The sequence below is a fragment of the Spirosoma pomorum genome, from assembly GCF_054776615.1.
Map to the genome: position 1 here is coordinate 322,387 of NZ_BAAHBP010000029.1, position 14,822 is coordinate 337,208.

Consider the following 14,822-nt stretch of genomic DNA (forward strand, 5'->3'; position numbering starts at 1 on the left):
TGATTAAAAAGAAAGATTAGCACCGATCATGTACACCCGGGCCAGCGGATATTTGGCAACGTCGAGGCCGAGGCTGTTCAGACCCACCTCGGGGTCCATGCCGCTGTATTTCGTTACGGTCAGCAGATTCTGGCCAGTCAGGTAAATCCGGGCGCCCGCGCTTTTGGTGAATGTGCGAGGCAGCGTATAACCCAGCGTCAGGCTCTTCAGCCGCAGGTAGCTGCCATCTTCGAGGTAGAAGTCCGAAATCCGGCCGAAGTTGTTGTTGGGATCAGAGCCCGCCCGCAGCCGGGGAATCGTCCCGCCCGTATTGGTCGGGCTCCAGGCATTCTTTACGTCTTCGAGCATGTTGTAACCTGGATATGCACCGGGGTTCAGGGCCAGGTTTTTAACCGAGTTGAAGATTTTGTTGCCCGCCGAACCCTGGAAGAATACGTTCAGATCGAAGCCCTTGTAGCCGACGTTACTGTTCAGGCTGAAGGTCTGCGTTGGCAGGATACTGCCCAGCACCACCCGGTCATTGTCGTTCAGAACGCCATCTCCGTTGGTATCCACGAACCGGAAATCACCCGCTTTGGCGTTAGGCTGAATGCGGGTACCCTGCGCGTTGGTGTAGGCGGCCGCTTCCTCGTTTGACTGGAACAGCCCGGCGGTGCGGTAGCCGTAGAACGCCCCGAATGGTTGCCCAACAATATGGAAGTTGGAGTAGGGAAGACTCCGGACGGTGCTGCCGGTTGACTGAAGATTCTGCCCGGCGGGTAGCGACGTAACCTGGTTGCGCAGGACAGCGTAGTTGACCGTTGCGTCGAATTTGACGGGGCCGAAACTGCGTTGATACGTCAGACCCAGCTCGATACCTTTATTAACCGTCGAACCGGCGTTGATTGTCCGTCCTCCCGACACGCCTGCGACACCGGGTAGCTGCTCCTGAAAGAGCATGTTCTGGTTCTGCTTGGAGAACACATCGATGGTGCCCACGAACTGATTGCGGAGGAAACCAAAATCCAGACCAACGTTCGTTTGCGACGAGGTTTCCCAGCGCAGACTCGAGTTCGACAGGGCGGTTTCGGCGAAACCGTAGTTGATGCTGGGCGTAGAGCCGATCATCGAGAGGGTCTGGGCCAGCGGCAGACTGTAGGCGTAATCACCCAGTCCGGCCAGGTTACCGATGCGGCCCCAGCTAGCCCGCAATTTCAGGTTCGACAGCCAGTTGACGTCTTTCAGGAACGGCTCGTCGGCAATCTGCCAGCCCGCCGACACCGATGGATACCACTCCCAGCGGTTCGCACTCAACAGCTTGGACGTACCGTCGCGCCGGACGATGACCGACAAGAGGTATTTATCGTTGTAACTGTAATTCAATCGACCCAGGTACGATTCTAGGCCACGCTGGATAACGGTCGAGTTGTTGTAGAATACTTGCTTGGTGTTGACCAGATAACGCTGCGACGGCGCTTCGTTGTCGAAGCCAGTGCCGCGCACGCCGAAGGCGTTGATGTCCGTCCGCTGGTAGGTATACCCCAGCAGGGCGTCGAGGGCATGTTTGCCAAACGAACGTTTGTACATCAGCAACTGCTCGGTCAGCAGATCGTTCGATTTGTAGCTATTGAGGTACAGCTCGTTGTAGTCGAAAATCTTACCAGGTTCGGTGATTTTTACGTTGAACTGCGTACCGTCGGTGCGGATCTGGGTTAGGCCCCAGTTGCTGCGGAACGTCAGGCCATCAAGGATTTGCCATTCCAGGTACGGATTGATGAACAGGTTGCTGGATGGGTTCCGGTTGTCCAGCCGCTTCAGGTAAGCAACGGGGTTAATCAAATCGCCGTACGAACCCGCAAAGTTCTCGGGGACGCCCCCAAACCGACCCGAACCGTCCTGCCGGTAGATGGTCGCATTTGGTGGGTAGAAGATGGCCGTCAGAATGGCCCCCGTGTAAGCGCTGTTGGTGTTGGCGGTCTGACCGTTGTTGACATTATACGCCAGATTCTCGCCGATCTTCACCCGCTTTGATAACTGGTGCGAGGAGTTCAGCCGGAAGGTGTACCGATCCGAGAACGTATTGAGCAGAATACCCTGGTTTTTTCGGTAGCCACCCGACAGGAAGAAGGTCGATTTCTCGGTGCCGCCACTCACGGAGGCATCGACGTTGTAGATATGGCCCGTCTGGAAAAGTTCGTTCATCCAGTTCGTTTTCGTCGTACGAGCGTCGGGGTTGACTGCTGGATTGAATGCTCCGATCCGGGGCAGTCCGGCGTTATCAGTTGCGGTGTTCACAGCATTCGCAAAACCGGCCGCATCGAGCGGTTTCAGCGTCCGGGCTACCTGCTGAAAACCCTGTTGGTAATTGACGTTCACGCGCATCTGCCCGCTGGACCCCTTCTTGGTCGTCACCAGAATAACCCCGGCTGAGGCTCTGGCTCCGTAAACAGCGGCTGACGCATCCTTCAGGACGCTCACCGATTGGATGTCGTTGGGATTGATCGAGCTGAGCGTACCGGGATAGATGACGCCATCGACCACCAGCAGCGGGCTTTCGTCGTTGAGTGAGCCGATTCCCCGGATTTTAATGGTCGCCGACGCGGTTGGGTCACCACCTTCGTTCACGACCGTAACGCCTGATACCGTACCCTGGAGCACATCGGCCGCGGTGTTGTAGTTCCGGCTGCCAATTTCTTTCGTCGGTACCGTCGCCACGGCACCCAGTACGTCGCGTTTCTGCTGCGCGCCGTACCCAACCACGACCATCTCATTGAGTTGCTTGGCCGCCTGCATCAGCGTTACGTTCACCTGCGACCGCCCGTTGACGGCTACGTCGAGTGGCTCATAGCCGATGAACGAAACGACCAGCACCACATTGGCGTCGGGTACGTTGATGCTGAATGTACCATTGGCATCCGTTACGCTACCCACCGTGCTACCTTTCACGACCACACTGGCTCCCGGCAATGCCTCGCCCGTCTGTTGGTCGGTTACCGTCCCGGTAATGGGAATTAGCTTGCGGCTGCTGGTGGATGCTTTCGTACCGGTCCGAGGACGTAATACGATGTGGTTGTCGACCTGTTCGTACGCCAGACCCAGGGGCGATAGCAGGTTGTCGAGCAGGCTGCTCAGCTTCTGCTTTCGGGCCTGAATACTGACGGGCTGATCCAGGGGCAGAGTTGCGCCGTAGACGAATCGTAAATCGGTCTGCTGCTCCAACTGGCGGAGGGCTTCGCGCAGCGTGACGTTCTTAAGCGATACGGTGACGGAGACTTCGGGCCGGTCCGAAAGGGGGCTGGCTGACACAGCAGGCTGCTGCGTCAGCAGGCATCCGGCGATCAGCATACATCGCCCGAACTTTTGGACGGAGGAGCGTTGGTAATACAATTGTTTCATCGTGTAACTAGTTGGGTGAGCGAAAAATTAACAGCCTTTGCCCGACAGCAGGATGGTATTTCCCTGCCGCTGGTAGGTACCATTCAGGTAGGTGCACAGCACGCGCAACACACCGGATAGTGTCGGTTGATCGAAACGGGTGGTCAGCACGCAGGCCTTCAGCCGGTCGTCGCTGACTCGTATCTGTACGTTGAATCGTCGGTTGAGTAATCGGCAGATCTCGGCTACTGACCTGTTGTCAATGACTAGTTGGTCGGCCGTCCAGGCTTGGTAGCGGGTCGCGTCCATAATTGTTTGTTTCGTCAGCCGACCCGTTTGCCGGTCGTACTGACTTTTCTGGTTCGGGAGTAGATCGACGGAGGGCTGTTTCAGATCGCCCACCCGGACTTTGCCGCTTAACACGGCGACCTCAACGTCAGGGTCGTCGGCGTAGGCGCGAACGTTAAAGCGGGTGCCTAGTACCTGCGTATGAATAGCCCCACTGCGGACCACAAACGGATGTTTCGTATCGTGAGCTACTTCGAAATACGCTTCTCCCTGCAACTCAACCTGCCGCTGTGCCGACTGACCAAAGGTCGGCGCCAGTCGAAGCTGGCTTTGCCCATTGAGCCACACGCGTGACCCGTCGGGGAGGGTAAACTGAGTACGTTGGCCCGCCGGTGCCACGTACTCCCGTGAGGCAATAGTTCCTGCTTCGTTCGATAGCCAGGCACTTTGGGGACGTAACAGGAAAAATGCCAGACCCGCCAGGACCGCAGCGACACCGTAAAGCCAGTAGCGCGTCATGGCTATAACTTGTCCGGTTGGTTGCCCCTGGTTAATGTCCTGCCGCAAGCGGTCCCAAACCCGCTGCTGCGTGGCTTCCTCGGCAGCGCTGCTGGGGGGGAGTTGGTCAGGCCAGGGGCTGGCATCCAGCAACTCGCGCAGCAGTACCTCGCCCTCTGGGGTGGCCAGTAGCCGCTCGGCCTGACGGCGCTCGTCGGGCAAACACTGGTTGGCGAGGTACCGTTGCAGAAGTTCTTTGCTGGCTGCGTTGCTCAAAACGTACTGGTTTTAGGAGCAATACAGCTGCTACTAGGAATAGGGTAGTTCGGAATCAGAAAATTTTTACAAAAAAGTACGACCAAGCGCAGCAGCCAGTTTTGCCGATAGCAGCACGAGCAGGCTAATGTCGGTGTACTGACGGAAGAAGTGATGCAGCACGCGCCGGGCTCGTACCATGTGGTCTTTCACCGCATCGCGCGAAATACCGAGCAGATGTCCTGCTTCATCGTAGGTTTTGTCTTCGTGGGTGCAAAGCTGGTAAACGGCCTGCCGCCGGGGAGGGAGTTGAGCAATAGCTTGCCGGGCGAGCTGCTCATATTCGGCTGCTACGCAGGCGTCTTCAACCGGATTTTGCGGAATGGTTATCCGGCTGGGCAGTTCCGTATGCAGCCGACGTACGGACGCCCGCTGCCGGAGCAGATTGAACGCCTGATTTCGGGCAACCGTGTGCAGGAAACCGGCGAGCGGCCGATCCGGCTGGATAGTTTCCCGGTTGTTCCAGACCTTCAGGAAGACATCGTGCATCAGTTCCTCCGTTTCGTCTTCCGAATGAACCAGCCCATTAATAAACTGATACAGCGGTCGTTTGTACCCATCGAACAGGTACTCAAAGGCCTTCTCGTCGCCGTCCCGAAGGCGGTGTAGTAAAGCGGTTTCCTGAGTAGTGTTAAATGGTCCGGGACCCACGAGTGAAGGCGGTTATGGCTAGTTCTGGCTCAAAATTAGGGAGAGAACTAAAGGCGGGTGATTGACCCTGAACGATTTAACAAATTGATATTATTCGAAACCGGAAAGATTTATTCGTTACAGGGCGAAAGAGGAGTCTTGATTTGATTTTGCCCTACCTTTGTGGCTCGATGCGTACGCTGGTCAGCTACATATTACTGTTTGCCTTGCTGCTGCCCCTGGTTAGTCCCTGGGGAACCATCGCCTATTATCAGCTCAATAAGGACTACATTGCCCGTGTTCTCTGCGAGAACCGCGACCGACCTGAGCTGCACTGCAACGGCCAATGCTTCCTGGCCAAACGACTTAAAGCCCAGCAGGACAAACAGGATAAGGAGACCACTGAGCGCGTCCAGAATACGCCCTCTATTCAACTGTTTGTCGAATCGACTGCTTCCTTTACGTTCGTGCCTGCTATCCGCCAACTGGCCGCGTCCCATCTGTTTACGTATTTGATTACCTCAACGAGCCGATCGCTCGACGGCCTGTTTCGACCACCCCGCTTCCGCCAGTAAGCTATTGGCTCACGCCAGCAAGATAGACGTACTCCTGATCTAAATGGATACGTACTAGCTAGTCCCTGCTATTCAGACCAATAAAAGGCCTGGCGTAAGAAACGTATCTTTAGTTTTCTGCTGCCGGTTTATCAGGCTGCGAAACTGGTTTGGCTGTTCGGCACACCGACTGGCATCTATGCTCGTTTCCAATCACGGCTGTGATACTTATGAGTTTTGGTCGCTATCGGCTGGCTGTCAGGTCGATGTGCATTATGTCATCCCGACATCAGGACCGGGCCGCCGGAGCGGGGAACCTCGGGATGCACTACTCCTGCCGAAGATTCCCGCTCCGGCGGCCCGGTCCTGACGTCGGGATGACAGAGAATACGATTGATTATTAAAGAGACAAGCCCTACTCATACTACATTAAAAATTCACGCTATTAATGAAGTTAACCCGCCGTTTATTTATCGTTCACAGCTGGCTGGGGCTGATCTCGGGACTGTTTCTGCTGGTGCTTGGTCTCAGTGGGTCAATTCTGGTGTTTCGGCACGAACTGGATCGGCTGGCGAATCGCGAGTTGCTGACCGTGAGTCCTCCGGCCGTGCCGGTCAGTAGCCAGCAGGGAGCCGGACAGCCGCTGGCGCGCTGCTATGAAGCTATTACCCGACGATACCCGAATCTGGATGGTATCGCCTGGCTGAACCCGAACGCCGGACCGGACGAAGCCTACGATTTCAGGCTCTATCAGAACGATGTTCGTTTGCTTACGTATGATCTGGGACTGATTACGTTCGATCCGTACACGGGCACGATTCTGCGCGAAGGAAAATCGAGCGAGTTCAGACCCAGCCTGATCGAGTGGCTGCTTCAGTTTCATTTTAGCTTTCAGGCGGGCGTGCCGGGAGCAGCACTGACCGCTCTGTTCGGGTTGACAATGCTGGGGTCGCTGTTGACGGGCCTGGTCGTTTACCGAAAAATGATCTGGAAAGTGATGACATTCCGGGTCCGGATCAACCGAAAAAACTGGCGCACCATCAGTTCGGATGTGCACCGGGTTGTCGGCGTGTGGTCGCTGGGACTCAATGCGGTGATTTTCTTTACCGGTTTTTGGATGAACCTCTTCGCGTTTAAGGCTAAAAGCTGGCAGACCGAAGTGACACCGACTCGCTCCAATACGCCGATGCAGGTTTCGGCCGATACGTTGTACCGGCAGGCACTAGATGCTATTCCGACGTTACGTCCCTCATACGTGTATCTGCCCACGCAACCCGAGCGAAAGTTCAGCGTTCGGGGGTATCTGACCGGTCAGTGGGTGTTCTGGGGAGCCGCCAACTCGGTTAGTATTGACCAGTATACGGGCCAGATGCTGACGGTGCGCCGGTTGTCTGACTTGTCTTTGGGCGAACGAGTCGAGGCCACCTTTTTTCCGCTCCACGTAGGCAACTACGGCGGTTTGCCCATAAAGATTTTTTACGTATTGATTGGGTTAACGCCCAGTCTGCTGTCAGTAACCGGCTTTCTGCTCTGGTGGCGACGCACCCGTAAAACGACCCGCGTTGCATCCCGGAAAGCCCCCGCGATTAGCCTCAACCGTTAAGGTGGGATCTGATTTTTAACCCGTAAACCTGCATGTTGGCCGTGCTTCCGCTGCCAAGTTTTAATACCTGCTTGAACTGATAATAATCTCGTGCGAACGATTACCCTTTACATACTGGTTCTGGCGACGCTGCTGCCAACGGTAAGCCCGTGGGGGATCATCACGCATTATCAGCTCAATAAAGCGTACATCGCCCGGGTTCTCTGCGAAAATCGCGACCGGCCTGAGTTGCACTGCGACGGCCAATGCTTCCTGGCCAAACGGCTCAAAGCCCAGCAAGACAAACAGGATAAGGAAACCACCGAACGCGTCCAGAATACGCCCTTTGTTCAGCTTTACGTAGAGGGAGCACTGGTGTTTCTGTTTGCACCTGCCATCCACCACCAGACGGGGAACCCTTTATTTGCCTACCTGTTAGCTGTCGTCTCCCGGCCGCTTGACGGCCTGTTCCGGCCTCCCCGGCTGTAGCTTTCCATTGATTTAGGTTGCCTTTATTGAGCGTGTCAACGCGGGGATGGCTTTTATCCCGTGCGAACCGATACGTATTGCCTGCTGCTGTGCCATCAGGTCTGGATCGATGCTGCCCTTTCGGGAAAACCGGTATCGTGCCTGAATCAAACGCGCTACTCCTTTTTTCTTAATTTTTACTCATTTGTTAGTCGTAATTGGCTGACTGTCATACATATGAAATGCATTCATAGTTCTGGAATTTATTTATTCATTAGCCTCTGTCTGGCCGCTGGTTTCTGGGGCTGTGACGAAAAAAGCGACGCCGAGGTACTGGCGATCGACCCCAACGGGAAAGGAAACCTGACGCTGGAATTTGACAACATCGTCGGCGGTACCAACCTGGCGCTGGGCGGGGCTAAATACAAAAACTCGTTCGGGGAAGAGTACACCGTCGATGTGCTGAATTACTTTATCAGTAACGTCGAGCTGAAAAAGGCGGACGGCACGACGTATAAAGTGCCTAATAGCTACTACCTGATTCGGGAGTCGGACGTTAAAACACAACTGGTGAAGCTGACCGACGTACCACAGGGAGATTATACAGGCGTGAATTTTACCATTGGCGTGGACAGCGCCAAGAGCGTGTCGCCGGTAACGGAACGGACGGGAGCGCTCGATCCAGGGGCTACGGGGCAGGCGGCCGACATGTACTGGTCCTGGAATTCGGGGTACATTTTTGTGCGTCTGGAAGGAACATCGTCGGCGGTTCCGGCCGACCGGAATCATCAGTTTGCCTTCCATACGGGTGGTTTCGGCGGTATGACGGGCAAGACGGTTAATAACATCCGGTTGGTGTCGCTGACGATGCCGACGACGGCAACGGTTCGGGCTTTGATCGCGCCAACCGTTCACCTGCTGGCCGACGTAGCGAAAGTGATGGACGGACCCACGAAGATCAGTTTGACCACGCTGTACCAGAACCCGACGTTCAGGGGGATTCATATGCCGGAAGCAGCCCTGAAAGTGGGCCTGACCGACAACCAGAAGACGATGTTTACGGTCGATCACGTGCACAATGATCCGAAGTAAAGTCAATTGCTGCCGTACGCAGGCCGAGTTGCTGGTAGTGGCAACCGGTCTGCTGCTAGGCTTGGTGGCCTGCTCGCCCGAACCCACGCCGAAGGAACCACTGTTTCAGGCACCCGCTAATTTTCCACAGCCCATTTACCACTTTGTAAACAACCCGCTGACGAAGGAAGGGGTGGAACTGGGGCGGATGCTGTTCTACGACGGACGTCTCTCCCGCGACGGGACTATTTCCTGCGCCGAATGTCATAACCAGGCTTATGCGTTTACGCACCACGGCCACGACGTGAGTCACGGTATCGACAATCGACTGGGAACCCGCAACTCGCTGCCCCTCCAGAATCTGGCCTGGAGCCGGGAATTTATGTGGGACGGGGGCGTCTTTGACCTGGATATGTTTCCCATCGTGCCCATCGAAAACCACGTCGAGATGGACGAAAAAGTGGCCAACGTACTGGACAAGCTACGAGCGGACGATACCTACCGGAAGCAGTTCAAAAACGCCTATGGGTCGGAGGACGTAACGACCGCCCGTTTTTTACAGGCTCTGTCGCAGTTCATGCTGACAATGGTGTCGGGCAACTCGCGCTACGATAAATACATACGTAACGAATCGGGTAATGGCGCTACGTTGACGGCTGACGAACTGGCCGGGCTAAACCTGTTCAAAAGCAAAGGCTGTGCGGGTTGCCATGCCGGAGAACTGTTCACCGACCAGAGTTACCGCAACAACGGACTGAGTCTGGCCTTTGGGGAAGACGAGGGGCGAGCACATATCACGGAGAAGTCCGAAGACAGATACACCTTCAAAGTGCCTAGTCTACGCAACGTCGAACATACTGGCCCTTACATGCACGATGGCCGTTTTCGAACCCTCGAAGCGGTGCTGAAGCATTACGCAGAAGGCGTAGAGGATACACCGAATCTTGACCCACTGCTGAAACAAGACGGCCGTTTGGGACAATCCCGGCAGGACCAGTCCAGGCTGGGCCAATCTAGGCCGGGCATTGCCTTGACGCCTGACGAGCAGGCCAAGCTAATTGCTTTCCTGAAAACGCTAACGGATGTTGACTTTTTAACCAATCCCAAATTTGCGCCAAAATGAAACGACTTCTCTTTCTCGCGTTTATGGTAGCTGCCGCCCCGACCTGGGCCTGTGATGTCTGCGGTTGCTCGGGTTCTAATTTCTACCTGGGCGTGCTGCCGCAGTTCCAGAAACATTTTGTGGGCGTGCGGTACCGGACCCAGAGTTATGATACGTTTATGTCGCGCCACCACATCGATCAGGCCGATTCGCGAGAGTCGTTTCAGGCCATCGACCTATGGGCGCGGTTCTACCCCCTTCGGCGCATGCAGGTGCTGGCAATGGTCCCGTACCAATTTCACCAGCAGACACAGGGAACGACTATCCGGCGGCTTCAGGGGTTGGGTGACGCAACTGTGTTGATCAATTACAAACTCATCGATAAGTCACGCATCCGCGACAGTACCCACGTCGTTAAACAGTCACTGATGCTGGGGGGCGGAGTTAAACTGGCGACGGGTGATCATCGCTACAGTGAGACGGACCTGACCGACGTAGCAAACCCCAATTTTCAGCCCGGTACCGGCGCTACCGATCTGGTGCTGAACGGAATTTATACGGTACGGATTAACCGCTGGGGTATGAACGCCGACGCGACCGGTCGTATCACGGGTACCAACGCCGAAGGATACCAGTTCGGTAATCGGGTGAACGGTTCGCTGATTGGCTTTTACGTGAAGCAGTGGGGGAGTACGGCTGTCATGCCCAGCGTTGGACTGTACGGGGAGTATGCCCGGAAAGACCATAAAAATGGTGTCCTGATTGCCGAAACCGGCGGCTACCTGGCGGCTGCCGCGCTGGGCCTGGATGCGTATCGGGGGAACTGGGTGGCAGGTGTCAATGCACAACTACCTGTTCAGCAGCGTATTTCGGAAGGCCTGGTGAAAGCTAACAATCGCCTGGCGGTTCATCTATCACGGGTGTTCTAGCTGATAACGAACGTAAAACCGTAATTTTGATTAAGAATTAACACAACATGATTCAGACAAACACCACCAAAATATCCCTGCTAGCGGCCCTGATCGCTCTTGGGGCTGCCTGCTCGGCGGATAAGAAAGCCGACCACGACCACGCTGGCCACGATCACTCAACCAAAAGCGAAACGAGCCGGGGGCCGGTTGGGGATTTAGAAGATGAGGTGATGGCCGTGCACGACAGTGCCATGAACGACATGAGCGACGTCATGCGACTGCGCAAAGCCGTCGACCAGAAACTAACCTCAGCGACGGGGTCTGATAAGGATAAAGGAACCGACATTCGGAATCGGTTGCAGCAAGCCGATAAGCAAATGATGGACTGGATGCACGGCTACAACGGCGATACGCTGGGTAAGCTGGATCAGGCCAAAGCGCTCGATTACCTGAAGGCTGAGCAGCAAAAAGTCCTGCGCGTACAGGACCTGATGAAAAAGAGCATCGCCGATGCCAAGGCGTACGTTGAGTAACGTTATTCCGGGTTGATTACACGATAAATCCTGTCCCATGAAGTGGACAGGATTTATCGTTTTAGACGTTCTCCGCCTAGTATCTTTAACCTCCACTGGCCTGCCAACCTGTCGGCTACTTCTACAAACCGTAACCGGTTAGGTAGGTTATTGTAGATCAGTCGTTGGTGTCCGGCGCATGGGTTGTCGTTGCCAGTAGGTTAAGCTACGCCAGACCCATTCAAGCGGGCCAAACTGGTAATTACGTAGCCAGATCGGACTGATAATCAATTGCAGTACCCAGATGGCTGCGACCAGGAAATAAAGCTGGTAGAACTGCCATTCGGCGTACTGATTCAAACCGTAGCCGTAGAAAACCAGCGTACAGATAACCGTATGCATGACGTAATTCGTAAAGGCCATCTGCCCGACCGACCCCAGTCGATTCAATAATCCTCGCACCCAGCCCGCACGCCCGGTTGCTCCCTGAACAAGCAGAATGATCAGACTGGCATGGGCCATCACCAATAGTATTCGCTGGAAGGGATAAATCAAGCCTACCCATTCTACGGGGTGCTGTTCCATGTATGGAATAAAGGCTTCTGAACTGGGCAGGTGATGGTAGTAATAATAAAAGCTGAATGCAACCAACGGCAACCCCAGTCCATAGCCCAGCAGCATCGTCTGCCAGTAGCGTCGGCGGGTCCATTGCCCCGTTATAAAGCCCCATTTGTAGAGCGCCATACCTAATAGCATCAGAGCAAGAGGGTCCCAGATGCCGAAAATCAGGTATTTGGTTTGCCCGTCCCAAACCTCTTTTCGAAAACGTGATGCCACCGTAAGGTAGTCTGGCGATTTCATTTTGCGGGTGTGTTCGGCAATCTGAGCCTTATCAGGAAAAAATTCTTTCTCCGCTTCTTTCCAGTCGTTGAGGGCCTGTCGTTGGTCGGCGGTTATTTGTTGACCCTGTTGCTGGGCTTTCTGAGCATCTAAAAAAGCCAGCCGCTTGTCGCGTACATTCTGATAGAACATGGTGTTCATCACAAAACCAATAATGGCGACCAGCGGTACCCCAAGCGCCAGATAGGCGGGCTTCATCCGGCGGAACCAGAAGGCAATCATGCCGATGATGCCATAATAGTACAGAATGTCGCCCATCCAGAGTAGCACGTGTGCGTCGATCAGGCCAAACAGGACGAGCCAGCCCATTCGCCGGAAGAAAAGCCGAACGCGGCCCGGACCCGTTGCGGGCTGGGCACTGCTCTCTTTTCGAGCCATGAACAGGATAATGCCCACGCCGAAGATCATGGAGAACAGCGCGCGCATCTTACCTTCGAATAGAATGGTGATGACGACATTGACCCAGAAGTTTATGTTACGTGGATCATTTCGGAAGACGTCGCTGAATCGTTCGGCCATCGCGAAATAGGGGATATTCATCAACAGGATGCCCAGTAGGGCTACACCCCGCAATATGTCGATGGTTTTAATGCGCTCAGCCTGCGAGACGGGCCGTGCTGGTCCTGCGTCGACGAGGGTTTCAGTAGTAGAAAAGGGAGTCATGAAGGATTGAGGAGTTAGCGTTAAGAATGGCCTACAGGCTAGTCAAAGAGTGATGATGTTGCCTGGCACCGACAAAGCACACATCCGTCTTTTATTCGCCTGGACTCTTCCGTTCGGAATAGTAGAACAAATGAATGTTTTACGTTCTTAATTTCTAAATCCTCTGGTAGTCAACTTAGTAATCGGTAGGTAAGACAGTGAGTTGACTTCTTTGGGGACCCACCGTTTAGCAAGTTTTCGCTATCCGTTGCAAACTATTCACTCGGCAGGATGACTTGCTTCAACCAACCTAATCCTGGCGTCAAACACGTTGATCATAGCTAAAAACTTACCCAACACAGGCGTTTCTTGTGTCAAATGAAGCCGCTCGATGAGCCCAATAGCCCATCTTTCGGACGAGCTCCCTGTTGCACGAGGCCAACCGCTACGCTGTTTCCCCCTGTCCTGGCGCACCCAACGACCACAGGGGTTGATGAATGAGCGCAAAATTACCCTGAATACAAGCCACTTGTAACCTTTACGCCCCTGTTTGAATGTACTGTTAAATTTCAACTGCTTGATTATCAGGTATCGCCCAAGAGGGCAATTCAACACTTCTTCTGGGGTTCGTTCGCCCGCGAACACGGTAGCTGTTGGGCTGAAAACTTTACCTCGGAGACGAGTAACCTGTCGCCGGAAACCAAACCCACATGGAGCGAATTACAACATTTAGCTAGCTTTTATGACATATAGTTTGTTGATTATGGTTAACTCTTGACAAGAGCTAGCTTTACGATAACCATATAACTATTAACTTTTATGAGTCGCAAAAATTCTCAATTATCTGATATTGTTGAAAATTTGATTGAATCAACCTGTACACAATATAGGGAGCAGTTGAAAACAATGAATTTAAATGAAGAAGTGTACGATGACACTCTCACTAAATCTAATTTAAATATAAATAACTTGTCAATTTTTGATTTTATGAGAGAACAGCAACGAAAAAATAAACAAAAAACTAAAAACAAGTTTTATTTTCAAGTAAAATTTTTAGAACTGCTAGTTAATGAAAGTAATAGTCTTTTACTTTTATTCTTAGATTACCTTTCTAATGTCTACAATATTTCTAAAACGATACCACTCGAAAAAGAAAAACAAGTTTTTTTTAATAGAATAACACCGTTGATAAATCTTCTAAATGACAATTTGTATACTATGAACCATTTGCTATCAATAGGGATGAGTCATCAAGTATATTTGATTCTTAGAAATTATATTGAAGTTGGTTGTATAACATTAGCAGTATTAGGTGATAATGTCTTTGCGGATAATTATTTTCAGCATGGTGAGGAAAATTTCAAGGATACTCTTAGTAATTGGCATAAGTTCTACAAACCTGATAAGGTAGAAAAAACATTAAGTTCGATATACACTTCAATGAATATGGCCGACCGCTGGGAGGCTCTGAAAACATTACGAGATCATTGTTATCAAACCTCATCCAAGCATAGTCATGGGCATTTTTTGACTTCTTTATTAGAAACTTATTCGTTTGAAAATCCTCAAGCGGAAAACTTAAAAATAAAAATTTTTGGTTCTGTAACAGCAACTACCCCTTCTGTTTTTGAAAATTTAATTTTAATAGTTAAATATATTCTGCAAGATATAATAATATTTCTTGTGTATCATCAGGAATTACCGCTAGCTAAGTTTGGAAATCGAGGACAGTATCATGGAATGTTGTTAAAGGTTAATGAAGAGATGCTAAAGGCTTACGCTACAATGTTTGTACAAAAGAATTAATGTCATCTCTAACGACGCCCAAACCACCTGTTTCTATGTAAGGGTACAGCTTGTCGATATAACTGCGATATAAGAACCACAAACCGGCATAACTGGAACGTTTACGCTGTTGCCAACAAGTCCTATATAAACGCTCAAACGATACAATGGGGCTCTTCTCGTGTCAACTGGAGCGGCCTAACCAACCGT

The 14,822-nt window shown here is 52.7% G+C and carries 13 protein-coding genes; 9 read left to right on the forward strand and 4 right to left on the reverse strand.

Features of this window, described 5'->3' with window-relative positions:
* Positions 1 to 3 precede the first annotated feature (3 nt).
* The 3 genes from ACYVAD_RS18885 to ACYVAD_RS18895 all read right to left on the reverse strand — a co-directional run bounded on the left by ACYVAD_RS18885 (position 4) and on the right by ACYVAD_RS18895 (position 5,106).
* A complete protein-coding gene (locus tag ACYVAD_RS18885) occupies positions 4 to 3,375 on the reverse strand; it encodes a SusC/RagA family TonB-linked outer membrane protein (protein ID WP_461141080.1) in 3,372 nt (1,123 codons plus the stop codon).
* Between the two features lie 27 nt (positions 3,376 to 3,402).
* Complete coding sequence (locus tag ACYVAD_RS18890; protein WP_461141081.1) at positions 3,403 to 4,416, reverse strand: FecR family protein; 1,014 nt, start codon at positions 4,414 to 4,416, stop codon at positions 3,403 to 3,405.
* Between the two features lie 66 nt (positions 4,417 to 4,482).
* Positions 4,483 to 5,106: an RNA polymerase sigma factor gene (locus tag ACYVAD_RS18895; protein WP_461141082.1), complete on the reverse strand. Its 624-nt coding sequence runs from the start codon at positions 5,104 to 5,106 to the stop codon at positions 4,483 to 4,485.
* A 170-nt stretch (positions 5,107 to 5,276) separates the two neighbouring features.
* Between ACYVAD_RS18895 and ACYVAD_RS18900 the strand changes: the two genes are divergently transcribed.
* The 8 genes from ACYVAD_RS18900 to ACYVAD_RS18935 all read left to right on the forward strand — a co-directional run bounded on the left by ACYVAD_RS18900 (position 5,277) and on the right by ACYVAD_RS18935 (position 11,306).
* Positions 5,277 to 5,660, forward strand: a complete 384-nt coding sequence (locus ACYVAD_RS18900; RefSeq protein ID WP_461141083.1) for a hypothetical protein — start codon at positions 5,277 to 5,279, stop codon at positions 5,658 to 5,660.
* Between the two features lie 178 nt (positions 5,661 to 5,838).
* Positions 5,839 to 6,009, forward strand: a complete 171-nt coding sequence (locus ACYVAD_RS18905; protein WP_461141084.1) for a hypothetical protein — start codon at positions 5,839 to 5,841, stop codon at positions 6,007 to 6,009.
* A 78-nt stretch (positions 6,010 to 6,087) separates the two neighbouring features.
* Positions 6,088 to 7,242, forward strand: a complete 1,155-nt coding sequence (locus tag ACYVAD_RS18910; RefSeq protein ID WP_461141085.1) for a PepSY-associated TM helix domain-containing protein — start codon at positions 6,088 to 6,090, stop codon at positions 7,240 to 7,242.
* Between the two features lie 90 nt (positions 7,243 to 7,332).
* Positions 7,333 to 7,710 (forward strand): hypothetical protein, encoded by a 378-nt coding sequence (locus ACYVAD_RS18915; protein ID WP_461141086.1) that lies wholly within the window; start codon positions 7,333 to 7,335, stop codon positions 7,708 to 7,710.
* Between the two features lie 216 nt (positions 7,711 to 7,926).
* On the forward strand, positions 7,927 to 8,781 hold the full coding sequence (locus ACYVAD_RS18920) for an MbnP family protein (protein WP_461141087.1): 855 nt from the start codon (positions 7,927 to 7,929) through the stop codon (positions 8,779 to 8,781).
* Positions 8,768 to 9,883 (forward strand): cytochrome-c peroxidase, encoded by a 1,116-nt coding sequence (locus tag ACYVAD_RS18925; protein ID WP_461141088.1) that lies wholly within the window; start codon positions 8,768 to 8,770, stop codon positions 9,881 to 9,883. The genes ACYVAD_RS18920 and ACYVAD_RS18925 overlap by 14 nt, the downstream gene beginning before the upstream one ends.
* Positions 9,880 to 10,791, forward strand: coding sequence for a hypothetical protein (locus ACYVAD_RS18930; protein WP_461141089.1), 912 nt, complete (start codon positions 9,880 to 9,882; stop codon positions 10,789 to 10,791). The genes ACYVAD_RS18925 and ACYVAD_RS18930 overlap by 4 nt, the downstream gene beginning before the upstream one ends.
* A gap of 47 nt (positions 10,792 to 10,838) precedes the next feature.
* Entirely contained in the window at positions 10,839 to 11,306 is a 468-nt protein-coding gene (locus ACYVAD_RS18935; RefSeq protein WP_461141090.1) for a hypothetical protein, read from the forward strand.
* Between the two features lie 147 nt (positions 11,307 to 11,453).
* Here ACYVAD_RS18935 and ACYVAD_RS18940 read toward each other — a convergent pair whose 3' ends face one another.
* On the reverse strand, positions 11,454 to 12,848 hold the full coding sequence (locus tag ACYVAD_RS18940) for a DUF418 domain-containing protein (RefSeq protein WP_461141091.1): 1,395 nt from the start codon (positions 12,846 to 12,848) through the stop codon (positions 11,454 to 11,456).
* Positions 12,849 to 13,646: 798 nt separating this feature from the next.
* On the opposite strand from ACYVAD_RS18940, the gene ACYVAD_RS18945 reads away from it, so the two are divergent.
* A complete protein-coding gene (locus ACYVAD_RS18945) occupies positions 13,647 to 14,633 on the forward strand; it encodes a hypothetical protein (RefSeq protein WP_461141092.1) in 987 nt (328 codons plus the stop codon).
* The last annotated feature ends 189 nt before the right edge of the window (positions 14,634 to 14,822 follow it).